Origin of the sequence: Tateyamaria algicola (assembly GCF_047715485.1) — a bacterium.
GTDB lineage: Bacteria > Pseudomonadota > Alphaproteobacteria > Rhodobacterales > Rhodobacteraceae > Tateyamaria.
The window spans coordinates 1,025,886-1,050,206 of the sequence record NZ_CP180422.1 but is presented as its reverse complement, the minus strand read 5'-3'; the positions used below and the strand labels follow the sequence as shown (position 1 = coordinate 1,050,206).

The window sequence follows — 24,321 nt, the reverse complement described above, 5'->3', positions numbered from 1 at the left end:
TGCCCATGACATTGGTATCTGACATCCGCGCCTGCACCATCTGCACTGACCGTTTTGCTGCGACCGAGACGGGGCACAGCCCGCGCCCGGTTGTGTGGTTTCGCCCCGGCGCGCGTATTCTGGTGGCCGGGCAGGCCCCGGGCGCGCGGGTGCATGAGAGCGGGCGGCCCTTTACCGACCCGTCCGGGGATCGCCTGCGCGACTGGATGGGGATCGACGAGGCCACGTTCTATGATCAGGACAAGCTGGCGATTGTGCCCATGGCCTTTTGTTTTCCGGGTTATGACGCCAAGGGGTCGGACCGCCCGCCGCCCAAGGTTTGCGCCAAGACGTGGCGCGCGGATGTTATGGGGCATGTGGGCGATGTGCCCCTTGTTTTGCTGATCGGCGGCTATGCCCAATCCTGGCATCTGGGCACCAGGACCAATTTGACCGACACGGTGCTTGGCTGGCGCGCGCATGCGCCGCGCGCCTTTCCCTTGCCTCACCCCTCGTGGCGCAATACCGGGTGGCTGAAGAAAAACCCGTGGTTCGAGGCAGAGTTGCTCCCCGTGCTGCGGGCCCGCGTGCAAGAGGTGTTGGCGTGACAGAGACGGCTTTGGATATTGCGCATGGCGCGATGGCGGCAGCACCCGAGGATGACGCGGCGCGCCTGCGGTTTTTCGAACGTCTGGGTGATGCGGAACTGTTCCTGCTGCTGGAAGGCGAAGCGGTGGGCGATGCGGTCACACCGCAGGTGTTTGACCCCGGGTCGGGGCCGATTGTGCTGGTGTTTGACCGCGAGGAACGGCTGGCCGCCTTTGTCGGGGCTGAGGCCCCCTATGCCGCGCTGTCCGGGCGCGTCATCGCGGGCTTGCTGGCCGAACAACGCTTGGGTCTGGGTCTGAACCTCGATGTTGCGCCCTCGGCGTTCCTGCTGGATGCGGAGGGTGTGGCGTGGTTGGCGCAAACCCTGGGCCATGGCCCGGACGAGGTCGAGGCGCGCCTGGCCGAGGTGTCGGCCCCGGCGGGCCTGCCGGATGCGTTGATTACGGCACTTGATACAAAGCTGGCCACTGCCACGGGGCTGGCGCAGATGGCCTATCTGGTGGGCACGACGGATACGTCGGGCCAGCGCGGGCATTTGCTGGGCATTGTCGGTGCGGTGCCGGGGGCGCAGGACGCGTTGGCGCGGGCCGCGTCCGAGGCGCTGACCTTTTCCGGGATCGAGGCGGGGGCGATGGATGTCGGGTTTTTCGATGCAAATGACCCCGTGACCGAGCGGCTGGCGCGGGTTGGTTTGCGCTTTGATCTGCCCCAACCGGCCCCGACCAAGGCCCCCGAGGTGTCTGCGCCCGGCTCGGACCCGGACCGCCCGCCGCGCCTGCGCTGAGCGGCCTCATCACGCGCTCTGGCGCGCGCTCACTTTGGCGCGAGGCGGGCTGCCATGCTGGACAGCGGCCCCCTATTCTTGGATCATCCGCAGCAGGCGATGTTGCGGAGTGAGTTTGACCCCTGAAGCTTTGCCCAAAGGATACCGCTGCGATGATGAACCGCTTTACCCTCACCCTTGCCGCCGCTGCGAGCGTTTTGACCCTGACGACTGCCGCCTTTGCGGGCGATCAATATGTGGACGAGACCGGCTTTGCCGTGTCCGGCTATGACGTGGTGGCCTATTTCGATCTGCCGCAGGCGCCTGTGGGTCAGTCCCAGCCCGCCGGTGTGCCGGGCAACGCATCCATCACCGCCGAATACAATGGCGCGACATTCGCCTTTGCCACCGAAGCGAACCGGGATGCGTTTGTAGCTGACCCCGCGAAATACGCACCGCAGTATGACGGGCATTGCGCCTATGGCGTGGCCAAGGGCGGCAAGGTCCCGGCCAACCCCAACCTGTGGCGCATCATTGATGACAAGCTGTATCTGAACATCACAAAGAACGTGGTCGGTTTCTGGGAAGAAGACATTCCCGGCAACCTGACCCTGTCAGAGACCAACTGGGTGTCGCTGGACGCGGATCCCGCTTCAGATCGCACGATTCCCCAGTTCACAAGCGAGGCGCCAAACGGCTGAGATGAACACGGACAGGAAAGACATCGGCCCGGATGGGTCGACCGGGGGCCCTGCGCGTATGTCGCGCCGGGCCTTTGGCCTTGGGGGCGCGGCGCTGCTGGTGGGGGGCACGGTGTTTGCCGCGCGCTGGTTCAACATCTCGGCCGAGGCGGGGATCGAGGGCACGTTGAGCACGCCGGATGCGCACAGCGCGGCGCTGTCCGGGGAGATCCTGCTGGTCGACATTCGCCGCCCCGATGAGTGGGAGCGCACGGGCCTAGGCGAGGGGGCAGTGCCCATCGACATGCGCCGGGACGATTTCACGGAGGCGCTGCTGACCCATACGGGCGGGCGCACGGATGCTGCCGTGGCGCTGATCTGCGCGCGCGGGGTACGCTCGCGCCGGATGAGCCAGGTGCTGAACGCCGCAGGTTTCACCACGATCATCGATGTACCCGAGGGCATGTTGGGGTCTGGCGCTGGGCCGGGCTGGCTGAAGCGAGGGTTACCGATCATGTCGTGGTCGCCCGCGTAGCTGTTGCCAAACGGAGCGCGCTGCCGCGCGCACGCCATGTTTGATTTGGCGCGGGCTGCGGGCCGTGTTTTTCAGCTTTGACTGTTGCGTGTGACCCTGGCGCGGGCGCTTTATTCTGCCGCGATCTTGGGCGGATCGATCTGCGCGCGCAGCTGGGCGCGGGCGGTGCGGGCGTCGCTCACGATTGTGGGCTCGCGCAAGGTGAGCGGGTTGTCGAGCCTGAGGGCCGTGGTCGTGCTGGCACTCAGCGCCGAGAGTGGCACGGCCAGGAGCAGGCTTATCATGATCGGCAGCAGCCACCAGGACACAAGGCCCGCCGCCAGACCGGCAAAAAGCATCACGCCAAGCAGGGTTTCGACCCAATGGAACTTGAACAGGGTGCGCAGCGGATAGGCTTGCGCATCACGTTTCTGCGGCTGCCAGCCGTTGCCCTGCCCCGTCAGGCCGCGTAGCACGGCGCGGGTTTGCTGGATCATCATGATCGGCGCGTAAGCGACGGACAGCGCCAGTTCCAGCAGGACCGCGCGGGCAAAGGCCCAACGACCGCCAAACAGTCGCACGGCCTTGTGGTGCATGCCGATGATCGCCGCACTGGTGATCTTGGGCGTCAGCAGCATCGCGTACATCACCACGAGGAACATCGCGCTGTCGATATGGGTCATGGCGGGTGGCCAGTTGGGGAACAGCGGGTTCGCCTCGTTGAAGTACGAGATCACGTTGGTTTCGGCGTCCCGACCCAGGAGCGCCCAGAAGATCAAGAGGACGAACCACGCCGGTGACATCAGGTACGCCGCCGCGCCCTGGAACAGGTGGAAGCGGCTGACCGGGTGCAGGCCGCGTGTCGTCAGCAGGCGCAGGTGTTGCAGGTTGCCCCGGCACCAGCGCTGGTCGCGGATCGTGTAGTCGATCAGGGTGCCGGGTGTTTCCTCGAAACTGCCCGAGATGCGGGGCAGGAAACGGACCCGCCAGCCTGCGCGGCGCAAGAGCGATGCCTCGACAAAATCATGGCTCAGGATCAGGTCGCGTCGGCCCGAGAGGCTGCGCAGATGTGGCAGACCGGCGGAGGAGGCAAAGGCGCGTGTGCGGATGATCGCGTTGTGCCCCCAATAGTTGCCCTCGGTCCGCGCCCAGTGGGCCAGTCCTTCGGCCAAGAGCCAGCCATAGGCGACGTTGGAAAACTGCTGCATGCGGGCAAAGACGGTGTCGGCACCGATCAGTTGCGGAAAGCTCTGGATCAGGCCGCTTTGCGGATCGGCGGCGAGTTCGCTGGCGAGTCTGTCGATGGCGCGGCCCGTCATCAGGCTGTCGGCATCAAGCACCAGCATCGCCTCGTAATCCGCGCCCCAGCCAGTGATCCAGTCGACCAGGTTGCCGACCTTCTTGTCGGTATTGGCCGCGCGGCGGCGGTAGTGGACGGGGAAGGGGGCGCTGGCGCGCAGGGATTGAAACGCCTGCCATTCCTGCGCGGCGATGGTGTCATCCTGCGTATCGCTGAGCACGAAGAGCGTATAGCGGTGCCCGCCGGTTTGCCGGGTGAGGTCGTCCAGCATGGCGGCGGCATTGCCGAACACATCCCAGGGCGTTTCGTTATAGACCGGGACCAGCAGGGCCACGTCGATGGGTGCACCCGGTGTGGTCTTTTGTTCGGGTTCCAGCCGTCCGGCGAGGCCGACGGCGACGGTGGAGACCGCCAGCGTGACCCAGACAAAGGTCAGCCCAATGAGCGTGAGCAGCGCGTATTCGAACACGGTCATGCCCGCAGTCTGGAACAGATCGTGCAGGCCCCAGACCATCAGGGCCGTGATGGCCAGCGCGGGGACAAAGACGGCGATCCGCCACAGCGGGTCACGCCGGTCGGCGGCCATGTCCACGACCTGCGGCGCCGACCCGAAATCCTGCGCAGGCATCGCCAGGGGCGCGCGGGGGGCATTGCGGTTGTCATGTGCGCGTCCACCGATAGAGCCACACTTCGCTCAGCGCCTCGCCGTCCAGCCGCAGTTGGGCGCGGAACTCGGCCCACGGCGCATCGCCCGGCATGAAGGTGAAGGCAAGGCGCGGACCGCCCGTGGCGGGGTTGCGCTGAATGATCCCCTCGGTCACATCGCCCGCGCTGGATCGCACCAGGCGGTCGATGCGCGAGAGGTCGTCAGGCACATGCTCGGCATCCTCGAAGTCGATGGCAAAGATGCGCCCGCCCTCGGGGCGGCCCCCGGCGGCGGTGTTCAGCACGCGCAGGGGCATGGCCGCCTTGGGCGCAGGGTCTTGTCCCCAGTCGAGGCGGTAGGTGATGCGGTGCGAGGTGCCCGGTTCGATATCGGCTGAGGGGCGCCAATAGGCGACGATATTGTCGTAGATTTCGCGGTCTGCCGGGATTTCCACCAGTTGGACAGAGCCGCGCCCCCAGCCTTCGCCCGGGGTGACCCAGAGACCGGGGCGGCGGTGATACAGCGCCTCGAGGTCGTTGAAATCCTGGAAGTTGCGCGCGCGTTGCATCAGGCCGAAGCCGCGCGGGTTGTTGTCCCCGAACGCGCTGATCTGCAGGGTGAGCGGGTTGGCCAGCGGTCGCCAGATCACTTCGCCTGCGCCGTTGTGGATCATCAGCCCGTCATTGTCGTGCACGGCGGGGCGGAAATCGTTGAACCGCTGGCGATCCGTATCATCGAACAGGAACATGGACGTCAGCGGCGCGATGCCCACATGTGTCAGCGGGTTGCGCGCGAAAATCTCGGCCTCGACCTGCATGGCGAGGGGTTGGCCGGGCGTGATCTCGAACCGGTAGGCGCCGGTGCACGACGGGCTGTCGAGCAGGGCGTGCAGCACGATGGTGGCCGCACCCTGTGCGGGCCGTTCCAGCCAGAACTGGGTAAAGTCGGGAAACTCCTCGCCCATCGGGTCGCCGGTTTTCAGTGCGAGGCCGCGTGCGGACAGACCGTAGATGTCGCCCGTGCCGATGCCACGGAAATAGCTTGCACCCTGGAAGACGGCGTATTCTTCGTAGATGCCGGGCTGGCGCAGTTCGGCCCGCAGGCGCAGGCCGGAATAGCCGAGCGTATCGTCGATGGGCACGTCGGGAAACTTGTCGGTGGTGTCAAAGACGTTCATGTCGAACATGAGCGGGCGCGCCTCGTCGCCCTCGACCACGTAGGTCTTGATCGCCCGGGGGAAGTAGAGCCCGGGCGGGAAGACGTCGATGCGCTGGGCGGCGTCGGACCCTTCCCAAAGTGCGTTGCGGCTGTCGAACCAGATCTTGCGGTACTGGTCATAGGACAGGTTGCGCCATGCCTCGGGGATGAGCGGACGGGGCGTGTAGTCGCGCGTCGCCATCTCGCGCGCCATCTCGACCACATCGCTTGGGCTGAACGCGGTGGGCGCACCCAGTTGCAGACCGGGCTCGCCCGCCTCTTGGGCCCACGAGGTGCGGGGGGCGGCAGCAAGGGCTGCCAGACTGGCAAGGAATTCTCGGCGCAACATCAGCGGGTCACCTTTGGTTTCCATGGCGTCGTTTTGAACCACCCGGCAAGATAGGCGGTCAGGATCAGACATCCGCACCCAAACGCGTTGACGGCCAGAACGGTTCCGGTGTCGCGGCCCAGCATGTCCATGGCAAAGCCGTTGAAACGTGCCACGAAGATCGAAACCACGAAGACCGCAAGCGATTGTTGGCCGACTTTGAGGATCACCTTGAGGATGCCGCCCCAGGCACGGCCAAGCGTGCTAACCCCTGCGCGGATACGGTCTCCCTTGTCCCCGGCGATCACCCAGGACAGGTAGGCGAGCGACAGGAACTGGACATAGCGCAGCAGCCCGAAGTCTGTTTTCGAGATCCACTGGCGGTTATCCGCCCGCCACTCGCGCGCCCAGTCAAAGCCGAACTCGCGCACGCCGATACTGGACAGCGGCAGGTTTGCCAGCACGAAGAAGGTGGCGATACCGATCAGCAGGGGTGTGACGGGTGGTTTGGGGATCCAGCCGCGCATGAAGGCGAAGCCGGTGAAGAACACGAGTTGCCAGCCGAACGGGTTGAGAAACCAGCGCCGCTGCCAGTCGTCATTGCCCACCCATGGCTCGGCCGTGAAGTTGAGATAGGGCAGGCCGAGCGTCTCCATGAAGCTGCGCTGCCCGAAGAACCAGAGCGTCAGGCTGGCCGCGGCCAGAAGGCCGAAGTGGATGCGCCCCAGCACGATCACGATCGGCATCATCGCGAGGATCACCATGTACATCGGCAGGATGTCGAACAGGTTGGGCACCCATTGCAGCGTCATGAAGCGGAACAGGATGTCGGGATTCGTCCAGTGTTCGCCCTCGACAAACAGCATCCAGAGGTTCAGCTGCCCCCAGTAATTGCGTGTCGTTCCGTCGAGGTTGGTCAGGTAGGCGAGCATCGCGGCAGTGGCAAAGAACAGCCCGATATGGGCCCAGTAGACCTGCCAGATGCGGTAGATGACGCGCGCCGTGCCAAGTAGCCAACCCGCCCGGTCAAAGGTCGCCCCAAAGGCGATGGCCGAGGCCATGCCCGAGCAGAACACGAAGATTTCGGTGGCATCCGAAAACCCGAACCGCGCCGGAATCCATGCAGTCAGGAAGTTGCCGGGCGTGTGGGCGAACAGGATGATGAACATCGCCAGTCCCCGGAAGAAATCCAGACGGATATCACGCACCCGCGCCGGGTTGGCAGCGGCTGCGGCAGCGGGGGCTGCTGAGGTTTGAGTGGGGTCGGCGAAGGTCATGGCCGCTGTCTAGTCTTCTTTGCTCAAAGAGTCAGGCCCGTGCGCGGGCGCACGGGCAAATCGCGTGCTTTATTGCGCAGGGATGCGCCGAGCTTCGCCGATGCTCGCCAGCCGGGTGGCGGAGAACCGATCAACAGCGCCTGCGCGGCGCGCAATGCGGTCTTCGATCAGGGCCTCTGTGGCGTCGACCATGCCGGCGCGCAGACCGGCATCAATCGTCATCCGCTCGAACACATCGCGCTGGGCGTGACTGCCCCCAATGGTCTGCATGCCGGGCCGGGCTGCGGCGAGGTTCTGGAAGGCGATGTCATACTGACCTTCGGCAAAGGCGTTGAGGCCAGCCAGCGCCGCCTTGCCCGGATCAGCCACGCGGGCTGGCATTTCGCCTTGCCGCGTTGCGTCCACGGCAAAGCGCTGCGTCATCGCGTTCTGTGCATCGCTGCGCCCTGCGGCACCCAATGCGAGTTGGTAGTGCAGGTCGGCAAAGACGAGGCAGCCATCATCGGTCCGGTTCTGGGCAAAGTCGGCCAGTTCGGCCCAGCGGTCGCCCACATGGGTGCCTTCCAGCTCGAGCCGCATGAGCAGCGAGGTGGCATTGGCCATGTCGCGGTAATCGTCGGTCTTGTCGGCGCGAATTTGCTGATCGTACAGCGCCAGAACGATGTCATTCTCGCCCCGGTCCAGATGCAGAAGCGCCTTGTGCCACCACACGTGGTAGCGGAAGTTGTTGCAGTGATCCCAGGCAGAGACGTTGTTTTCGATCAGCGAGATGCCGTGATCGGGGCGTGCGGTCATGTCATAGACGTGGGCTACGGCGTGCAGGCCCCAGGCATCGTCGCTTGCCAGTTCCAGACCATGAAGGCCTGCAGCTTCGGCGGCATCATACTCGCCCGTTTCTTCGAGGGTGAAGGCGTGACAGCCGTGCACATAGCCCTCGAGCGCGTGGCCCTTGTGCGCCTCGAGCACATTTTCGATCGAACCGCGCATGCCCACGCCGTCTCCGAGGATAAATCGGATGGCGTGGCTGACTTTGGCCGACAGGGTGTCTGTGGGGTGATCGGCAAGGATCCGTTCCATCGCGGCAATGGCCCCGGACGGGCGCCCATCAAGCCATTCGCCAAGCGCGCGCACCCAAAGCCGTTCGCGGGTGCTGCCACCGGATGCAGCCAGCGCCGCGACAGCGGCCTGCCCGGCCTCGCGTGCCACGGCGTTCAGTTCCTTGCGCCCCATCATCAGGGAAAACAGCCCCTTGGCGGCAAAGCCCATGGCAAAGTGCGGATTGCCCGCCAGTACGGCCCCCAGATGGGTCGGCGTGGCCGTCCCGTGCGCCATGAAGGCGCGGATCATCCCGTTCCATTCGGCGAGGTGCCCTGGGTCGTCCAGGCTGACCGGGGCTTGGCAAATATCGTGCATCATGGGTGCGGTACCTCTTACCGAATTCGTGTTGCATTGGGTCTACCGCATCTAAGCCCGTTTGCGACAGTTTGCGGACGCGCCACACGCAACCGTGAAGGGCAATGGGGCGTTCTGTGAACAAAATGTCAGCACGACCGCGCAAACGCGGCGGAATCCAGCCAAAGCGCTTGGATTATTCGGCAGGGTCTTGCGATTTTTGAGACGCCAATGTTGCAAGAACGGCCTCGGTATCCTGCCCAAACCGGGGCGGAGGGCGGCGATACTGCACTGGAGTTGCGGAAAATTTCAGTGGATTCGCCAGTAGCCGGACGTGTCCGTCGGCCACATCGTCCCGCGCAACCTCGACCACCGTACCGCGCGCCTGCGCCTGATCCGACCCCAGCGCCTCGGCAACATCATGGATTGGCCCACAGGGCACTTTGACCGCTTTCAGCCGTGTCAGCACGTCGTCCTTGCTGAGGGCCGCAAGACGCGGGCGCAACTCTGGGATGAGTGTGTCGCGGTTCTGGATACGGCCCAGGTTGGTGGTGTAGCGCACGTCATCCGCCAGCCCGGATGCGCCGATGGCATCACAGAAACGCGCGAATTGCGCGTCATTGCCCACGGCGACCAGTACGTGGCCGTCGTGTGTCTCGAACGCGTCGTAGGGCACGATGTTGGGGTGGGCATTGCCGCGGCGTTCGGGCACCTGGCCAGAGGTCAGGAAGTTGCAGCCCTCGTTGATCAGCCATGCCATTTGCGCATCCACCAGTGACAGATCGATGTGCTGCCCTTCACCCGTTTGGTCCCGGTGCCGCAGGGCGGCGAGGATGCCGATGGTCGCGTACATCCCGCACATCACATCCGCGATGCCCACGCCCACCTTCATCGGGGCCCCATCGGGATCGCCCGTCAGCGACATGATCCCGCCATAGCCCTGCGCCATGAGGTCATATCCCGGCTGATCGCGGTTTGGCCCCGTCTGCCCAAAGCCCGAGATCGAGCAGTAGACAAGCGATGGGTGGGCGGTGCGCATCGTGGCGTGATCGAGCCCGTACTTGACTAGCCCGTCGGGTTTGTAATTCTCGATGATCACATCGGCCCGCGCGGCCAGTTGGCGGACGATGTCCTGCCCCTCATCGGTCGAGATATCGACGGCGATGGACTGTTTGTTGCGGTTGGCGGACATGAAATAGGCCGACAGGTCCGTCGGCTGGCCGTCGCGGTCGCGTGCATAGTTCGGCCCCCATCCGCGCGTGTCGTCGCCGCCTGTCTTGGGGTTTTCGACCTTGATCACGGTGGCGCCGAGATCGCCAAGCATCTGCGTTGCGGTCGGCCCGGCCAGAATGCGGCTGAGGTCGAGGACAAAGAGCCCGTCGAGCGCGCCCGGTGTTTCAGATGCGTCCGTCATAGGCCCCCCGCTCGATCACAGCGGCGATCACGGTGAAGGTGTCCGCCGTTTGCGCCGCCTCCAGCGCTGCCTGCAATTCGGCGCGCGAGGTCACCGTATGCCCGGCACCGCCAAAGGCGCGGCCCATGGCGGCAAAGTCGTGATGGGCGAAATCCACACCGGCATTGGTCAGTTGACGCTGGCGCTGTTTCAGCTCGATCAGGGCGAGGGAAGCGTCGACAAAGACGACAAAGATGGTCGTGAGGCCGAGTTCGGCGGCGGTCGACAATTCGCCCGCGACCATGAGGAACCCCGCATCGCCTGAAAAACTGACGACCGTGCGCGCGGGCTCGGCCACCTGCGCGCCCATGGCGAGCGGAATGGCGCAGCCCATGGTGCACAGGGCCGAGGATTGCATGAGGCCGCGCGGGGCGTAGCATTCCCACATCTGGCTCAGCAGAATGCGGTGCGCGCCGCTGTCGGCTGTGGCCAGCGTGTCGCGGGGCAGGGTGGTGCGGCATGTGTCAATCACGGCGGCAGGGCCCCAGTCGTCATCGCGCGGAAAAGCTGCGGCCAGCGCCGTTTTGGCCGCTGTGACCTCGCCCCCGGTCCATGTGTCGCGCGGGGTAACCCCGTCGGACATCGCGGTGAGAGTGGCTGCGCAATCGCCCACCACATTGGTGGTGGCCTGGTGCATGTAGTGGTGGTTCGGCTCGGCCGTGATGTCGATCATGGTCTGGATGCCGGGAAAGTAGAAATCGCGCCACCCGGTGCGCATCTCGATCGGATCATAGCCAAGGCCGATGATCAGGTCCGCGCGCTGGACCAGCGGGAGGAGGATCCCGTCCGCCTTGGGCGACAGGCCCGCGCCACCCAGCGCCAGCGCATGATCCTCGGGCAGCACGCCCTTGGCCTTGTAGGTGGTGATGACGGGTACGTTGAAGGTTTCGACAAAGCCACACAGCGTGTCCGAGATGTCCGCGCGGCGGGTGTCAAAGCCCTGGTTCAGCGCATCGACGCCGACAATCAGGATCGGACGCTCGGCCCGGGCCAGTGCGGCGCGCATGTCGTTCAGCGTGTCCGGCGCAGGGATCAGCGGCGCGGCAAAAGACCGGCGTGCAGGCACCTCGGGCGCGATGGGCGTGTCAGCCACCGAAATCGGCACATCGATATGCACCGGGCCGGGACGGCCCTCCAGCGCGATGCCCACGGCCTTGTCCGCGATCACATGGGCGGCGCCTGCGTCCATCGTAAAGGTGGCCTTGGTGATGGGGCGAAACACCTGAGTCTGATCGAGAACCTGATGGGTGTAGGTCTGCGCCTCGTGAGCATCCACACAGCCCGCCAGAACGATCAGCGGCACGCGGTCCTGATGGGCATTGGCGACGGCGTTCACGCCATTGAGCGCACCGGGACCAACCGTAGCGACCAGAATGCCGGGCGCGCCGGTGCGGTGCCAGGCGCCTTCGGCCATGAAGGCGGCGGCATTCTCGTGCTTGCACAGGACAAATCGGATGCCCGCGCGCTCAAGCGCATCGACAAGCGTCAGAACCTCGCCGCCCGGCATGCCAAAGGCCAGACGGCACCCGGCATCATAAAGGCGCGCGGCCAGAACATCGGCAGCGCGGGGCGGGGCGGGCGGCAGGTCTCTCATGGGCAAGGCTTTCACGACGGTTACAAAACACCGCGCCTTCCTGTCATGGGCCGCGCTCGCGCACAACTCACACCTGCGTGGTGATGTGTTTCAACAGCACCAGTGTTTCTTCTGACCGGACATACCAAGGGGGCGCCCGCAAGGGCGGGGCAGCGCCCCCTAAAAAATCGTGTCGTGCAGCGTCAATCAGATCAACGGCGGCGGTCGCGGCGCGAGGACATCGGCTGGAACGCCACGCCCACATGCGCCTCGCAATAGGGTTTGCCCTGTTGCACCGGCAGACCACAGAACCAGAAATTGTCCGTCGCCGGGTCGCCCACGGGCCACTTGCAGGTGCGCTCGGTCAACTCCATCAGGCTGATCTTTTTCGCCTTCTTCTCGACCTCGTTGACCTTGGCCAGGGCCTCCGGGCTGATTTCATTCGCCGAAGGTTGGGGTGGCAGGGGTTGGCCTGCGGGAATGATCTGCTTGCGGGCGGGCAGGTTCGGCTTGGCTTCCGAGGCGGGCACAGGCTTGATCGCCGGTTCCGTCTTGGGCTGGGGCTTCGGCTCTGCCTTGGCTTTGGGGGCGGGTTTCGCCTTGGCCTCGGTCTTGGGTGTGGCGGCGGATGCGCCGCTGCCTGCGCGGTTGGACAGGCCCAGGCGATGGACCTTGCCGATCACGGCATTGCGGGTCACGCCCCCCAGTTCCTTGGCGATCTGGCTGGCCGACTGGCCCTCGCCCCACATCTTTTTCAGCAGTTCAACGCGTTCGTCGGTCCAGGACATGGGCAAGCTTTCGTAGCTAAAAAGCGGCCTCCCAACGGGGCCGCCCTGAATTTCGTGTCAGCGCTCTATACTAATGGGCCGGGCCAAAGTTACAAGGCATGTTCGCCGGGTTCTGCACGTGTCCTGCGCCCTTCGCGCCAGGCCAGCAAAAGCGCACCCGCGATGATGATACAAGCGCCAAGGATCGTGACCCGATCCGGGATCACATTGTAAAACAGCACATCGTACAGCGCGGCAAAGATCAGCGTGCCGTAACTGAACGGCGCGACAAAGCTGGCATCGGCACGCGCCATCGCATTGACAAAGCAAGCCTGGGCCACTGCCATCGCACAACCAATGGCCGCCATCAGCCCCCATTGCGCGGGCGTGGGCATCTGCCAGACCCAGATCACGGCGAGGCCCGAGATACAGACCCCAAGCGCGTTGTTGATCACAAGGATGGAAAACGGCCCCTCGCGCCCGGTGAGTTTCTTGATGATGTTCAACTCGAACCCCATGACCAGCGCTGCGCCAAGTGCCAGCAGCGCGGCGGGCTGGAAACTGGCCGGGGTCGGGCGCAGCAGGATCATCGCCCCGACAAAAGCGATGGCCGCGGCCAGCCAGCGCCATTTGCCCACCTTTTCACCCAGCAGCGGAATGGCGAGGATCATGCCGAAGACCGGGTTGAGGAAGGAAATCGCCGTTGCATCGGCCAGTGGAATGTAGGCCACACTGGCAAACATCAGCGTCACACCAGCCCAGCCTGATATGGTGCGCGCCAGATGCAGGCCGATATGCGGGCGTTGAAAGCGGGGCCGGAACAGCGCCGCCGCCGTGCCAAGAGCCAGAAAGGCAAAGAGAAAGCGCCCAAAGCTGATCTGAAACGGATGCAGCGGTGGCCCGAAACTATCCGTGCCAAGCGCCTTGGCAAACAGGGTCGTGGCCGCGATGAAGGCCGTTGCAACAGCGATCAGCATGGCCGCAAGGGCGGGGTTATGTGCTTTGGCCGTGTACATGGGCGCAGCAGTGCGCCTCAACCGAGAGAGGTGCAAGCGCATTTCGTCTGGTCATGGCGCGCATGTTGATCTAAGGGTGCGCACATGATCACCGGCATGCATCTCCGACGACCCTTGCGCCGCAGCTAAGGCTGCCACTGATCCCTTGCGCGCGGTTGATCCCGGCGCATCCACCACCCCTCAAATCTGTTGACCCCGCCGGGCGCCTCATGCTCATTGATGCTTTCGGCTTTTTCCAAAGGATGATCCTGATGATCGCTTCCGTTCTGCCCACCTATTCCCGCGCGCCTTTGACCTTTGTCAAAGGCGAAGGCACCTGGTTGATCGAGGCGGATGGGCGACGTTTTCTGGATCTGGGCGCGGGCATTGCGGTGAACGCATTGGGCCATGCCCATCCGGCCCTGACGCAGGCGTTGACGGATCAGGCGGGCGCGCTCTGGCACACCTCCAACCTCTACCACATCCCGCAGCAGCAGGCGCTGGCGGACAAACTGGTGGATGCCACCTTTGCTGACACGGTGTTTTTCACCAATTCAGGCACCGAGGCGTGCGAGCTGGCGGTCAAGATGGCGCGCAAGTACTGGTACGAGAAAGGGCATCCCGAAAAGGTCGATATCATCACCTTCTCCGGTAGTTTCCATGGCCGGTCCTCAGCCGGGATCGCGGCGGCAGGCTCAGAAAAGATGACCAAGGGCTTTGGCCCGCTTCTGCCCGGCTTTACCCACCTCGCGTTTGGCGATCATGACGCAATTGAACCGGCCATCACAGAGACAACCGCCGCCATCCTGATCGAACCCGTGCAGGGCGAGGGCGGGATCATCCCCGTGCCCGATCAATGCCTCAAGGGCCTGCGCGATCTGTGTGACGAAAAGGGCATCCTGCTGATCCTCGACGAGGTGCAGTGTGGTGTGGGCCGCACGGGCAAGCTTTTTGCCCACGAATGGGCAGGGATCGAACCCGACATCATGATGGTGGCCAAGGGCATTGGCGGCGGCTTCCCCCTCGGGGCCGTGCTGGCCAGTGAAGAGGCGGCAAGTGGGATGACCGCAGGCACGCATGGCTCGACCTATGGCGGCAACCCGCTGGGCTGCGCTGTGGGCTGCGCCGTGCTCGACACGGTGAACACGCCCGACTTCCTGGCGGATGTGAACCGCAAGGCGGGCACCCTGCGCCAAAAGCTCGAAGGGTTGATTGCCGCCCACCCGGATGTGTTCGACTTTGTACGCGGGTCGGGTCTGATGATGGGCATCAAATGCAAGGTCACCAACGTGGACGTGGTCAATGCAGGCTATGCCAATGAGGTGATCACCGTGCCTGCCGCCGACAACACGATCCGGTTGCTGCCGCCCCTCACCATCACCGATGAAGAGATCGGCCAGGCCATCGACCGCCTCGACAAGGCCGCGGCAAGCCTCGCCGCCTGATCCTTCTCTGTTCCAGAAAAATCCCGGGGGTCCGGGGGCAGCGCCCCCGGGTCTCTCCGACAAAGAGACACCTGAAATGACACACTTTCTTGACATCCACACGACATCCCAGACCGATCTGCGCCAGATCATCGATGACGCGCAATCCATGAAACAGGCGCGCGCAGGCCGCCCAAAGGGCACGCCGGATGACGACGCACCGCTGGCCGGGCACATGGTCGCGCTGATCTTTGAAAAGCCGTCGACCCGGACACGCGTGTCCTTTGACGTGGGCGTGCGCCAGATGGGCGGGCAGACGATGGTGTTGTCGGGCAACGACATGCAGCTGGGCCACGGCGAGACAATTGCCGACACGGCCCGCGTCCTGTCGCGCTATGTCGATCTGATCATGATCCGCACCTTCGAAGAGGCGACGCTGCTCGAGATGGCGGAATATGCCAGCGTACCAGTGATCAACGGGCTGACCAACCGCACCCATCCCTGCCAGATCATGGCGGATGTGATGACCTTCGAGGAACATCGCGGCCCCATCAAAGGAAAGAAGGTTGTGTGGTCAGGCGACGGCAACAATGTGTTCGCGAGTTTTGCCCACGCCGCCAAACAGTTTGAATTCGATCTGGTCTTTACCGGCCCCGAACCCCTTGATCCCGAACGGGCGTTGGACGGGCTTTATACGACCGAGCGCAATCCCGACATCGCCGTCGAGGGCGCTGACCTGGTCGTCACGGACACGTGGGTGTCCATGCACGATCCCCAATCCGCGCGCGAGCGGCGGCACAACCAGTTGCGCGGCTATCAGGTGAACGATGCGCTTATGGACAAGGCCAAAGAGGACAGCCTGTTCATGCACTGCCTGCCCGCCCACCGCGATGACGAGGCGACCTCGGCCGTGATGGACGGGCCGCATTCGGTGATCTTTGACGAGGCCGAGAACCGGCTGCACGCGCAAAAGGCCATCATGCGCTGGTGCCTCGGGGTATGAGCCCCCCGCGCATCACCGTGGCCGGGGCGGGCAGCATCGGCTGTTTCGTTGGCGGACTGCTGGCGGATGCGGGGCATGATGTGCGGTTTCTGGCGCGACCCCGCGTAGCGGCGGCCTGCGCTGCGGATGGGCTGCGCCTGACGGATTTCGACGGGCTGGACGTGCATCTGGCAGCGCCTGCCATGATCGAGGATGCAGAGGCGGCCTTGAGCGGTGCGGACCTTGTGTTGGTCTGCGTGAAGTCGGGCGACACGAACGCCATGGCTCGTCAGATCGCCACGCATGCGCCGCAGGCACAGGTGATCAGCCTACAGAACGGGGTGGCCAATGCGGTCGCCCTGCGTGCGGCCTTGCCCCAAGCGGATGTGCGGGCGGGCGTGGTGCCTTTCAATGTGGTGCCGGGCGGGCCTGCGCAGTACCACCGCGCCACATCCGGCGACATTCTGATCGAGGCCGGGCCGCTGCCTGATTTGTCCTGCCCGCATCTGAACTGGGTGCAGGTCGACAATATAGAGGCGGTGCAATGGGGTAAGTTGCTGATCAATTTGGGAAATGCGATCAATGCCTTGTCGGACATGCCCTTGCTTGAGCAGCTGCACGACCGTCGCTGGCGCCGCCTGATGGCCGACCAGATGGCCGAGGGGCTGCGGGTGCTGAAGACCGCCGGGATTGCCCCGGCCAAGACAACCGCCGCGCCGCCCCACCTGATCCCTCATATCCTGCGCCTGCCCACACCCCTGTTCCGTGTCATCGCGGCGCAAATGCTGACCATCGATGCGCAGGCGCGTTCGTCTATGTGGGATGATCTGAAACAGGGGCGCAAGACCGAGATCGACGCCTTACAAGGCGCCATTCTGGAGCTTGCCAGCCGTCACGGGCGGCAGGCCCCGCTGAATGCCCGGATGCGCAGCCTGATCCGTACCGCTGAGGCGGCGGGTGAGGGGCCTCCCGGCCTGCGCCCGGACGAAATCCGGCAATAGGCTTGCACCGCGCCCTCCCTCACCTATGGTCGGCCTCATCACCATGGGGAAGGGCAGTGAATGGGCGCAGATATCGGAGTATACGGGCTGGGCACGATGGGCAGTGCGCTGGCGTTGAACCTGGCCGAGCGGGGCTTTGCCGTGGCGGTGTCGAACCGCGAGCCGGAGTGGATCGACCCCTTTCTGAAAGAGGCGGACGGGTTGGACGGTGCTGTAAGTGGGCACGCGGAACTCTCTGATTTCGTTGCTGCAATCCAAGCGCCGCGCACGATCCTGTTCATGATCCCCTCGGGCAAGCCGATGGATGCGATGATTGATGCCGTGCGCCCGCTCTTGGCCGAAGGCGATACGGTTATTGATGGGGGCAATGCGGATTTCAATGCCACTCGCGCGCGCAACGACGCGCTGGACGGGACCGGTGTGCACTTTGTGGGCATGGGTGTATCTGGTGGTGAGGAGGGTGCGCGCCACGGCCCCTCGATGATGGTGGGCGGATCGGACCATGCCTGGTCGCAGTTCCGCCCGATGGCCGAAGCCATTGCGGCGAAGTTCGAGGGCGATCCTTGCGTGGCCCATGTGGGCCCGGACGGGGCCGGGCATTTCGTCAAGACCGTGCATAACGGGATCGAATACGCGGATATGCAAATGATTGCAGAGGTTTATGGGGTGAAGCGCGATCTGGCTGGCCTTGCCCCCGCGCAGATCGGTGCAATGTTCGAGCGCTGGAAAACGGGGCGGTTGAGTTCTTACCTGATCGAGATTGCTGCTGATGTGCTGGGCGCTGTGGATCCGGAGACGGGCAAACCCATGATTGATGTGATCCGCGATGCTGCCGGGCAGAAGGGCACGGGGCGTTGGACTGTGATCGAGGCGTTGAAGCTGGGCCAGTCGGCCTCGGCCATCGAAGCGGCGGTGGGCGCGCGGGGCTGGTCGTCAGAGAAGGAGGCGCGGGTTGCGGCAGAGGCAGCCTTGTCGCCGGGGGCGCAGGAATACGCGTTGCCAAGCGAGGGTGATCTGGAAGCCGCGATGCTGGCAGGCCGGATTTTGTCGCATGCTCAGGGATTCAGGGTGATGACTGCTGCCTCGGACGCGTTTGACTGGTCGCTGGACATGGCGCGGATTGCAGAGATCTGGCGGGCGGGGTGCATCATCCGCTCGGCCCTGCTGGATCAGTTTGCCGACGCATTTCGGGGCGCGCTGCCGCAGGGCCATATGATCCTTGCGCCCTCGATGGTGGCCTTGTTGGAAGAGGCGCTGCCGGGCCTGCGCCGGGTCGTGGCGGCGGCGAGCCTTGCCGGACAGCCGATGCCTGCGCTGTCGGCCGCATTGGCCTGGCATGACAGCATGGCCAAAGGGCGCGGGACGGCGGACATGATCCAAGGGCTGCGTGACCGGTTCGGCGCACACGGGTTCGAGCGTGTCGATCAAGAGGGCCAGCATCACGGGCCTTGGGCGTGACCTGAAGGACGCCTTGCGGCGACACGATTTTTAGGGGGCTTTGCCCCCGTCCTTCGGACTCCCCCATGGTATTTCTGGTCAGAAGAAGACTAGGGCCTTGGGTCACTTGCGCGGTTTGGCGCGTAAGGTCGGGTCGGCCTGTGTCGGGTCTTCGGGCCAGGGGTGTTTGGGGTATTGGCCGCGCATGTCCTTGCGCACGTCCTCGTAGCTTGTGGCCCAGAAGCGGGGCAGGTCCGAGGTGATCTGGATCGGGCGCTGGGCGGGGGAGAGCAGGGTGACTTGCAGGGCGGTTCGGCCCACATGGGGGTGGCGTGTGACGCCGAACATCTCTTGCAGGCGGACCTGGATGCCTGGCGTTGCGGCGTCATAGTCGATGGCGATCTTGCGCCCCAGCGGTGTGGTGAAGTGGCCGGGAACGGCGCTGTCGAGCCGGGTCATGTTGTCCCAGCCGAGGTGGGATTGCAGGGCGGGCAGGATGTCGAACCCTTTCCAGTCTGCGGCGGTGCGGATGCCGGTGAGGTAGGGCAGCAGCCAGTTTTCGAGCGTGGCCATGAGGGTTTGTTCGCTGATGTCGGGGAAGTCGCCGCCCATCAGGGCGGCGCGGGCCATCAGCCCTGCCGCACCGCGCGAGGGTTTGAGGCCGAGTTCGCGGATGCCGTCGCACATGGCGCGGGCGATGTCCGCTTCGGGCGCGTCGGACCAGAGCTGGTCATCGAGGATGAGCGCGCCGAAGCGGCGTTGCTGGCGGGCCTGCACTGCGCGATCCCGCTTGGACCAGATGCAGATGTTTTGCCATGTGATCTGGGGGGCGAAGAGCGTTTCGAGCGTGCTTTCATCCAGCGGAACGGCCTGCCTTATCCGCGCCTCGCGCGGGTCGCCGTCGACGTCTGTTGCCACGATCAGGCGGTGGCCTGACAGGGCATCTCCCTGTGGCAGGATCGCGCCCTTGCCGCCCGACAGCACATAGCGCGGCGCATCGCCTGCACGGCGCAGCCCGATCCGGTCGGGATAGGCGAGGGCAGCCATGGCGCCCAGCTCCATTTTGGGCGTTTGCGTCCTGCTGCGCGCCAGCCGCTTGGCCTCGTCCTTGATCCGGGCGATGGCGCCGCGATGGGCATCGGGAAAGGCGTTTGGATCACGGATGGCGCGCATCCGCAGGGTGAGGTCGGTGCCCCGATTGCGCAGCGGGTCGCGTTCGGCCAGCAGGGCGGCGAGCGTGGCGGCCTGCGCCCCTGCGGTTTCCAGCATGTGGGCAAGGCGCGGGTGCAGCGGGTGTTTGGCCAGCGCGCGCCCGTGAGCGGTGATCCGGTGGTTGTCATCCAGCGCGCCCAGCATCTGGAGTAGTCTGCGCGCCTCGGCCAGCCGCCCGGCATGGGGTGGGGTGACAAAGCGCAACGTGTCCTCGCCTCCGCCCCATAGCTTCAGTTCGAGGGCGAAACTTGCGAGGTCTCCTGCCTCGATCTCCGGCGGTGGGAAGGCGGCGAGTGCGCCATCCTCGCCTCGTGTCCAGAGTTTGTAAGCGGCCCCCGGTGCCACGCGGCCTGCGCGGCCTGCGCGTTGGGTGGCTTCGGCCCGTGTGACCCGTTCGGTGATCAGCCGCGACATGCCAGAGGACGCATCGAACCGCGCGCGCCGGGATTTGCCGCCATCGACCACGATGCGGATGTCGGGGATGGTCAGCGAGGTTTCGGCAATGGACGTCGCCAGCACCACTTTGCGGTGATCGGACGGCGTGATGGCGGCCCGCTGCGCCTTGAAGTCCATCGCGCCAAAGAGCGGGTGGACGGTGGTGCCCTGGGGCAGTTGGTTTTCGATGAGGGCCTGGGTGCGCCTGATTTCGCCCTCTCCGGGCAGGAAGGCAAGCAGCGACCCCTCGGCCTTGCCCAGTGCGTGGAGGATCAGGTCGGCCATGGCGTTTTCGAACCGGGTGGTTTTGGGCAGCGGTTTGGGCAGCCAGTGCGGTGTCACCTCGAAACTTTGCCCTTCAGAGGTGAGGATGGGGGCACCCATCACTTGCGCCACCGGGGCGGCATCGAGCGTCGCGGACATGGCCAGCAGGATCAGGTCGTCGCGCAGCGCCTCGGCCACCTCAATGCAGAGGGCGAGGCCCAGTTCAGCATTGAGCGAGCGTTCGTGGAATTCGTCAAACAGCACCGCGCCGATGCCGGGCAGGTCTGGTGCGTCCTGCAACATGCGGGTCAGGATGCCTTCGGTGACGACTTCGATCTTTGTCTCGGCGCTGGTCTTGCTGTCGCCCCGGATGCGGTAGCCGACGGTTTGACCCGTCTTTTCCCCCAGCGTGGCGGCCATGCGGTCAGCGGCGGCGCGTGCGGCGAGGCGGCGGGGTTCGAGCATGAGGATCTTGCCCTCTGTCAGCCCCTCGTCGCGCATCGCCAGCGGTACACGTGTGGTCTTGCCCGCGCCGGGGGGCGCTTGCAGCACAGCGCGGCCATGGCTGCGCAGCGTGTCCATGAGGTCGGGCAGGATCGCGTCGATGGGTAAGGAGGCCGTCATGGCGCGCGTTATGGCCCATGTGCGCGGGCGCGCCAACACTGGACATTTGCGCGCGCCTTTCCCAGAAACGTCCGGCGAGAGGGAGCAGCGCATGGACACCATCGATCTGGCGGAACGGATTGCAGCCGGAGAGCGGCGGGCGCTGGCGCGCGGCATCACGTTGGTGGAGAGTGCGCGCGAGGATCACCGTGTTCTTGCCGGGGAGGTGCTGGGAGCCTTGCCGCGCGACCGGCAGGCCCTGCGCATCGGTTTGTCGGGCACGCCCGGCGTGGGCAAGTCGACCTTTATCGAGGCGTTCGGGATGATGCTGGTGCGCGCAGGCCTGCGCGTGGCGGTGCTGGCGGTTGATCCGTCCTCGGCCCGCTCTGGCGGGTCGATCCTGGGCGACAAGACGCGGATGGATCTGCTCAGCCGCGAGCCCAACGCCTTTATCCGCCCCTCGCCCAGCCAGACCCATCTGGGCGGCGTAGCGCGCCGCACGCGTGAGGCGGTGGCCCTGTGCGAGGGCGCGGGCTTTGACGTGGTGCTGATCGAGACGGTGGGCGTGGGTCAGTCCGAGACGGTGGTGGCGCAAATGGCGGATCTGTTCCTGTTGCTGCTGGCCCCGGCGGGCGGGGACGAGTTGCAGGGTGTCAAGCGCGGCATCATGGAGATGGCCGACATGATCCTTGTGAACAAGGCCGATGGTGATCTGAAACCTGCGGCCACACGCACCTGTGCGGATTATGCCGGGGCCTTGCGCCTGTTGCGCAAGCGGGCGCAGGACCCCGAAGGGTATCCCAAGGCGATGATGGTCTCAGCCCTGGCCGAAGAGGGGCTGGAGGCGTCCTGGGCCGACATGCAGGCGCTGGTGGAGTGGCGCCGCGCGGCCGGGTTTTTCGAGGCGACGCGGGCCGCGCAGGCGCGCTATTGGTTCGAGCAGGACGTGCGCGCGGGCCTTTTGGCGCAACTGGAAACGGCAGAGGCGCGGGCGCGGATGGCGGCCCTTGGCACAGAGGTCGCCGAAGGCACGCTCGAGCCGGGTGCGGCGGCGGCGCAGATGTTGGCGCATTTGGGGTAGGGTTCGGGTTGACCCGGCCCCCGATTCCCCCTAAAGCCACCGAACGAAATTCGATGGTGCCGCCGGTGCGCGGTGCCTCATGTCGTTTCAGGGCCGCAAGCCCGGCACGGAGCGGCAGAGTGATCAAGAGGATGAGCCCATGTCGCGCGTATGCGAATTGACCGGTAAAGGCCCGATGGTTGGCAACAATGTCAGCCACGCGAAGAACAGAACCCGTCGGCGTTTCCTGCCGAACCTGAATGATGTGACCCTGCAGTCCGAGACTCTGGGCCGTGGCGTCAAGCTGCGCATTTCAGCCGCCGCCCTGCGTTCGGTTGATCACCGGGGTGGTCTGGACGCGTACCTGGCGAAAGCCAAGGACGTGGAACTGTCGGACCGCGCCATGAAGGTGAAAAAAGAGATCGCCAAGGCGCAGGCTGCCACAGCCTGATCCCAAGGTAAGTGTAACGATTTGGCCCCGCCCGCGACCACGCAGGCGGGGTTGTTTTATGTGTGCTCTGCAAATGCAAGCGCTTCGCGGCGCCTTAACGTGCGCAGGCTCCACTTCGTCTTCTCTGTTCTAAAAAAATCCCCGCCGGAGGCATCTGTCGCTGAGACACGCGGTGCCTTTTGCCGCAGTTGAGGCCCGGCGCCCCTCGCGCTACAGGTAGGGCCATGACGCGCATGGTCCTTTCCCTGATGCTGAGCCTTTTGCTGGTGGTGACAAGCCACAGTGCGGGTATGGCGCGCGGGGCAGAACGGGCCGTAGACCAGATGGTCATCTGCATCGGCGCGCAGGCGATGGTTGTCTATGTGGACAATGAGGGGCAGCCGACATCCGCCCCACACCTGTGTCCGGACTGTGCACTTAGCGCGTTCGTCGCGCCCGCACCGTATGCCTTTGTCCTAGGTGAGGGGCCTGCTATGGCCGCGCCTGCGCTCTGGCAGAGCGACAGTGCTGTGGCACAGGGGCGCTACGCCCGTGCTCTGGCCCGCGCACCCCCGGTTTGATCTGACCGACCTGAATTTTTCAATCACATACGATCAGATCAAGAAAAGGGGACTGTTATGTCCTATCGTTCACGCTTTGCGGCCGTCGCCGCCGCAACCCTTCTTGCCATGCCCGCCTTTGCCGATGGCATCATGGTCATGGACCCCTATGCCCGTGCGGCCAGCCCTGCGGCCAAATCCGGGGCGGCGTTCATGTTGCTGCACAACACGTCGGACACGGATGACCGCCTGATTGGCGCGCGCACGGATGTTGCGAAACGGGTGGAGTTGCACACCCATATCGAAGTCAGTGATGGCGTCATGCAGATGACCGAGATCGAAGGCGGGATCGACCTGCCCGCCGGTGCCACGCACCACATGATGCGCGGGGGCGACCATGTCATGCTGATGGGGCTGACCGGGCCGCTTGAGCAGGATGCCGAGATCGAGGTGACGCTGGTGTTCGAAGAGGCGGGCGAGGTTGTTGTGACCATTCCCGTCGACAATGCGCGTCAGCCTCAACCAGGCGCACACGGCGGGCATTCGAACTGAGCCGGGGCGGAGGACACCTCCGCCTTACGCAACACCGGCTGATGTAAGGCGGAGCTTGCTCCGCCAGAAGGTCGGCCGGGCTGGGTGGACCAAGGTCCACCTTACCTCTCAACCGGTGCGCCCCCGTAAGGCGGAGGTGTCCTCCGCCCTAGCTGCCCAGAATACTGGCGACCCACTCGGGCACCGTTTCCGACGCTTTGCCGGGGCGGGTTTCCTCGAACAGCGCGACGGTTTCGGACGGGTCGAGGTTCATCTCGACTGTCTTTGCGCCCACATGGGCAGCCATCTGTACGAAACCGGCCGCTGGGTAAACATTGCCTGATGTGCCGATGGCGGCAAAGATATCCGCGTTCAGCAGGGCCTGTTCGATCCGCTCCATCTGGTAGGGGATTTCGCCGAACCAGACGATATCCGGGCGGGCCGTGGGGGCATCACACTGCGGACAGGCCTCGCCCACATGCATCTCGAGCGGGGCGGGCCAACGTTGTTCGCAGGCCCCACACAGGGCGGAGTTGAGCGCGCCGTGCATGTGCAGGACATCCGGGCTGCCCGCCTTTTCGTGCAGATCATCCACGTTTTGCGTGACCAGCAGCACATCGCCGGGATGTTCCGCCTGCAACCGCGCGAGGGCGGCATGCCCTGCATTCGGCACCGCCTCTGCCGCCTGGGCGCGCCGCGCGTTGTAGAAATCGACGACCAGTTGCGGGTTGCGCGCAAACCCTTCGGGCGTGGCCACATCCTCGATCCGGTGCTGGGCCCATAGCCCGCCTTCGTCACGAAAGGTGCCAAGCCCGCTTTCAGCGGAAATTCCTGCGCCGGTCAGGATAACGATCGAAGGATGTGCCATAATCTTGCTTTGTTTTCCCGTTACGCCACCACCAGACCAAC

At 64.9% G+C, this 24,321-nt stretch carries 22 protein-coding genes; 12 read left to right on the top strand and 10 right to left on the bottom strand.

What is annotated here, in order from left to right:
• Window positions 1–5 precede the first annotated feature (5 nt).
• The 4 genes from ACMHLQ_RS07530 (at window position 6) to ACMHLQ_RS07515 (ending at window position 2,566) form a co-directional block, all read left to right on the top strand.
• Window positions 6–587 (top strand): uracil-DNA glycosylase family protein, encoded by a 582-nt coding sequence (locus ACMHLQ_RS07530; protein ID WP_415404164.1) that lies wholly within the window; start codon window positions 6–8, stop codon window positions 585–587.
• Window positions 584–1,372 carry an SseB family protein gene (locus ACMHLQ_RS07525; protein ID WP_415404163.1) on the top strand — a complete coding sequence of 263 codons (789 nt, stop codon included), beginning with the start codon at window positions 584–586 and terminating at the stop codon, window positions 1,370–1,372. Before ACMHLQ_RS07530 ends, ACMHLQ_RS07525 begins: the two co-directional genes overlap by 4 nt.
• Before the next feature lie 155 nt (window positions 1,373–1,527).
• Complete coding sequence (locus tag ACMHLQ_RS07520; protein ID WP_415405246.1) at window positions 1,528–2,052, top strand: YHS domain-containing (seleno)protein; 525 nt, start codon at window positions 1,528–1,530, stop codon at window positions 2,050–2,052.
• A 1-nt stretch (window position 2,053) separates the two neighbouring features.
• Window positions 2,054–2,566: a rhodanese-like domain-containing protein gene (locus tag ACMHLQ_RS07515; RefSeq protein ID WP_415404162.1), complete on the top strand. Its 513-nt coding sequence runs from the start codon at window positions 2,054–2,056 to the stop codon at window positions 2,564–2,566.
• Between the two features lie 110 nt (window positions 2,567–2,676).
• Here ACMHLQ_RS07515 and mdoH read toward each other — a convergent pair whose 3' ends face one another.
• The 8 genes from mdoH to ACMHLQ_RS07475 all read right to left on the bottom strand — a co-directional run bounded on the left by mdoH (window position 2,677) and on the right by ACMHLQ_RS07475 (window position 13,494).
• Window positions 2,677–4,473: a glucans biosynthesis glucosyltransferase MdoH gene (gene mdoH / locus ACMHLQ_RS07510; RefSeq protein WP_415404161.1), complete on the bottom strand. Its 1,797-nt coding sequence runs from the start codon at window positions 4,471–4,473 to the stop codon at window positions 2,677–2,679.
• A 31-nt stretch (window positions 4,474–4,504) separates the two neighbouring features.
• Window positions 4,505–6,061 (bottom strand): glucan biosynthesis protein, encoded by a 1,557-nt coding sequence (locus ACMHLQ_RS07505; RefSeq protein ID WP_415404160.1) that lies wholly within the window; start codon window positions 6,059–6,061, stop codon window positions 4,505–4,507.
• Window positions 6,037–7,293: an OpgC family protein gene (locus ACMHLQ_RS07500; protein WP_415404159.1), complete on the bottom strand. Its 1,257-nt coding sequence runs from the start codon at window positions 7,291–7,293 to the stop codon at window positions 6,037–6,039. Before ACMHLQ_RS07500 ends, ACMHLQ_RS07505 begins: the two co-directional genes overlap by 25 nt.
• A gap of 69 nt (window positions 7,294–7,362) precedes the next feature.
• A complete protein-coding gene (locus ACMHLQ_RS07495) occupies window positions 7,363–8,709 on the bottom strand; it encodes a tetratricopeptide repeat protein (RefSeq protein ID WP_415404158.1) in 1,347 nt (448 codons plus the stop codon).
• Between the two features lie 172 nt (window positions 8,710–8,881).
• On the bottom strand, window positions 8,882–10,099 hold the full coding sequence (locus ACMHLQ_RS07490; RefSeq protein WP_415404157.1) for a CaiB/BaiF CoA transferase family protein: 1,218 nt from the start codon (window positions 10,097–10,099) through the stop codon (window positions 8,882–8,884).
• Window positions 10,083–11,732, bottom strand: coding sequence for a thiamine pyrophosphate-binding protein (locus tag ACMHLQ_RS07485; RefSeq protein ID WP_415404156.1), 1,650 nt, complete (start codon window positions 11,730–11,732; stop codon window positions 10,083–10,085). Before ACMHLQ_RS07485 ends, ACMHLQ_RS07490 begins: the two co-directional genes overlap by 17 nt.
• Before the next feature lie 191 nt (window positions 11,733–11,923).
• Window positions 11,924–12,499, bottom strand: coding sequence for a GcrA family cell cycle regulator (locus ACMHLQ_RS07480; protein ID WP_415404155.1), 576 nt, complete (start codon window positions 12,497–12,499; stop codon window positions 11,924–11,926).
• 89 nt (window positions 12,500–12,588) lie between these two features.
• On the bottom strand, window positions 12,589–13,494 hold the full coding sequence (locus ACMHLQ_RS07475; RefSeq protein WP_415404154.1) for a DMT family transporter: 906 nt from the start codon (window positions 13,492–13,494) through the stop codon (window positions 12,589–12,591).
• Window positions 13,495–13,745: 251 nt separating this feature from the next.
• Between ACMHLQ_RS07475 and ACMHLQ_RS07470 the strand changes: the two genes are divergently transcribed.
• The 4 genes from ACMHLQ_RS07470 to gndA all read left to right on the top strand — a co-directional run bounded on the left by ACMHLQ_RS07470 (window position 13,746) and on the right by gndA (window position 18,338).
• Window positions 13,746–14,918: an aspartate aminotransferase family protein gene (locus ACMHLQ_RS07470; RefSeq protein ID WP_415404153.1), complete on the top strand. Its 1,173-nt coding sequence runs from the start codon at window positions 13,746–13,748 to the stop codon at window positions 14,916–14,918.
• 76 nt (window positions 14,919–14,994) lie between these two features.
• Complete coding sequence (gene argF, locus ACMHLQ_RS07465; RefSeq protein ID WP_415404152.1) at window positions 14,995–15,900, top strand: ornithine carbamoyltransferase; 906 nt, start codon at window positions 14,995–14,997, stop codon at window positions 15,898–15,900.
• Window positions 15,897–16,880, top strand: a complete 984-nt coding sequence (locus tag ACMHLQ_RS07460) for a 2-dehydropantoate 2-reductase (RefSeq protein ID WP_415404151.1) — start codon at window positions 15,897–15,899, stop codon at window positions 16,878–16,880. The genes argF and ACMHLQ_RS07460 overlap by 4 nt, the downstream gene beginning before the upstream one ends.
• Before the next feature lie 60 nt (window positions 16,881–16,940).
• Window positions 16,941–18,338, top strand: a complete 1,398-nt coding sequence (gene gndA, locus ACMHLQ_RS07455) for an NADP-dependent phosphogluconate dehydrogenase (protein WP_415404150.1) — start codon at window positions 16,941–16,943, stop codon at window positions 18,336–18,338.
• 102 nt (window positions 18,339–18,440) lie between these two features.
• Here gndA and hrpB read toward each other — a convergent pair whose 3' ends face one another.
• Entirely contained in the window at window positions 18,441–20,852 is a 2,412-nt protein-coding gene (gene hrpB / locus ACMHLQ_RS07450; RefSeq protein WP_415404149.1) for an ATP-dependent helicase HrpB, read from the bottom strand.
• Window positions 20,853–20,943: 91 nt separating this feature from the next.
• Between hrpB and meaB the strand changes: the two genes are divergently transcribed.
• The 4 genes from meaB to ACMHLQ_RS07430 all read left to right on the top strand — a co-directional run bounded on the left by meaB (window position 20,944) and on the right by ACMHLQ_RS07430 (window position 23,433).
• Window positions 20,944–21,912, top strand: a complete 969-nt coding sequence (gene meaB / locus ACMHLQ_RS07445) for a methylmalonyl Co-A mutase-associated GTPase MeaB (RefSeq protein ID WP_415404148.1) — start codon at window positions 20,944–20,946, stop codon at window positions 21,910–21,912.
• Between the two features lie 139 nt (window positions 21,913–22,051).
• The gene (gene rpmB, locus ACMHLQ_RS07440) at window positions 22,052–22,342 is read left to right on the top strand and encodes a 50S ribosomal protein L28 (RefSeq protein ID WP_415405245.1); all 291 of its coding nucleotides are present in this window, start codon (window positions 22,052–22,054) and stop codon (window positions 22,340–22,342) included.
• Between the two features lie 224 nt (window positions 22,343–22,566).
• Window positions 22,567–22,902, top strand: coding sequence for a hypothetical protein (locus ACMHLQ_RS07435; RefSeq protein ID WP_415404147.1), 336 nt, complete (start codon window positions 22,567–22,569; stop codon window positions 22,900–22,902).
• Window positions 22,903–22,959: 57 nt separating this feature from the next.
• Window positions 22,960–23,433, top strand: coding sequence for a copper chaperone PCu(A)C (locus ACMHLQ_RS07430; protein ID WP_415404146.1), 474 nt, complete (start codon window positions 22,960–22,962; stop codon window positions 23,431–23,433).
• A 148-nt stretch (window positions 23,434–23,581) separates the two neighbouring features.
• Here ACMHLQ_RS07430 and ACMHLQ_RS07425 read toward each other — a convergent pair whose 3' ends face one another.
• The gene (locus tag ACMHLQ_RS07425; RefSeq protein WP_415404145.1) at window positions 23,582–24,280 is read right to left on the bottom strand and encodes an NAD-dependent deacylase; all 699 of its coding nucleotides are present in this window, start codon (window positions 24,278–24,280) and stop codon (window positions 23,582–23,584) included.
• Window positions 24,281–24,321 lie beyond the last annotated feature (41 nt).

What these genes read in the sequence shown, in the direction of transcription:
- ACMHLQ_RS07430 (WP_415404146.1), top strand. Translation starts at nt 22,960, where the DNA reads ATGTCCTATCGTTCACGCTTTGCGGCCGTCGCCGCCGCAACCCTTCTT.
- ACMHLQ_RS07470 (WP_415404153.1), top strand. Translation starts at nt 13,746, where the DNA reads ATGATCGCTTCCGTTCTGCCCACCTATTCCCGCGCGCCTTTGACCTTT.
- ACMHLQ_RS07530 (WP_415404164.1), top strand. Translation starts at nt 6, where the DNA reads ATGACATTGGTATCTGACATCCGCGCCTGCACCATCTGCACTGACCGT.
- ACMHLQ_RS07480 (WP_415404155.1), bottom strand. Translation starts at nt 12,499, where the DNA reads ATGTCCTGGACCGACGAACGCGTTGAACTGCTGAAAAAGATGTGGGGC.
- hrpB (WP_415404149.1), bottom strand. Translation starts at nt 20,852, where the DNA reads ATGACGGCCTCCTTACCCATCGACGCGATCCTGCCCGACCTCATGGAC.
- rpmB (WP_415405245.1), top strand. Translation starts at nt 22,052, where the DNA reads ATGTCGCGCGTATGCGAATTGACCGGTAAAGGCCCGATGGTTGGCAAC.
- mdoH (WP_415404161.1), bottom strand. Translation starts at nt 4,473, where the DNA reads ATGCCTGCGCAGGATTTCGGGTCGGCGCCGCAGGTCGTGGACATGGCC.
- ACMHLQ_RS07495 (WP_415404158.1), bottom strand. Translation starts at nt 8,709, where the DNA reads ATGATGCACGATATTTGCCAAGCCCCGGTCAGCCTGGACGACCCAGGG.
- ACMHLQ_RS07520 (WP_415405246.1), top strand. Translation starts at nt 1,528, where the DNA reads ATGAACCGCTTTACCCTCACCCTTGCCGCCGCTGCGAGCGTTTTGACC.
- argF (WP_415404152.1), top strand. Translation starts at nt 14,995, where the DNA reads ATGACACACTTTCTTGACATCCACACGACATCCCAGACCGATCTGCGC.
- ACMHLQ_RS07490 (WP_415404157.1), bottom strand. Translation starts at nt 10,099, where the DNA reads ATGACGGACGCATCTGAAACACCGGGCGCGCTCGACGGGCTCTTTGTC.
- gndA (WP_415404150.1), top strand. Translation starts at nt 16,941, where the DNA reads ATGGGCGCAGATATCGGAGTATACGGGCTGGGCACGATGGGCAGTGCG.
- ACMHLQ_RS07475 (WP_415404154.1), bottom strand. Translation starts at nt 13,494, where the DNA reads ATGTACACGGCCAAAGCACATAACCCCGCCCTTGCGGCCATGCTGATC.
- ACMHLQ_RS07505 (WP_415404160.1), bottom strand. Translation starts at nt 6,061, where the DNA reads ATGGAAACCAAAGGTGACCCGCTGATGTTGCGCCGAGAATTCCTTGCC.
- ACMHLQ_RS07500 (WP_415404159.1), bottom strand. Translation starts at nt 7,293, where the DNA reads ATGACCTTCGCCGACCCCACTCAAACCTCAGCAGCCCCCGCTGCCGCA.
- ACMHLQ_RS07435 (WP_415404147.1), top strand. Translation starts at nt 22,567, where the DNA reads ATGACGCGCATGGTCCTTTCCCTGATGCTGAGCCTTTTGCTGGTGGTG.
- ACMHLQ_RS07485 (WP_415404156.1), bottom strand. Translation starts at nt 11,732, where the DNA reads ATGAGAGACCTGCCGCCCGCCCCGCCCCGCGCTGCCGATGTTCTGGCC.
- ACMHLQ_RS07460 (WP_415404151.1), top strand. Translation starts at nt 15,897, where the DNA reads ATGAGCCCCCCGCGCATCACCGTGGCCGGGGCGGGCAGCATCGGCTGT.
- ACMHLQ_RS07515 (WP_415404162.1), top strand. Translation starts at nt 2,054, where the DNA reads ATGAACACGGACAGGAAAGACATCGGCCCGGATGGGTCGACCGGGGGC.
- ACMHLQ_RS07425 (WP_415404145.1), bottom strand. Translation starts at nt 24,280, where the DNA reads ATGGCACATCCTTCGATCGTTATCCTGACCGGCGCAGGAATTTCCGCT.
- meaB (WP_415404148.1), top strand. Translation starts at nt 20,944, where the DNA reads ATGGACACCATCGATCTGGCGGAACGGATTGCAGCCGGAGAGCGGCGG.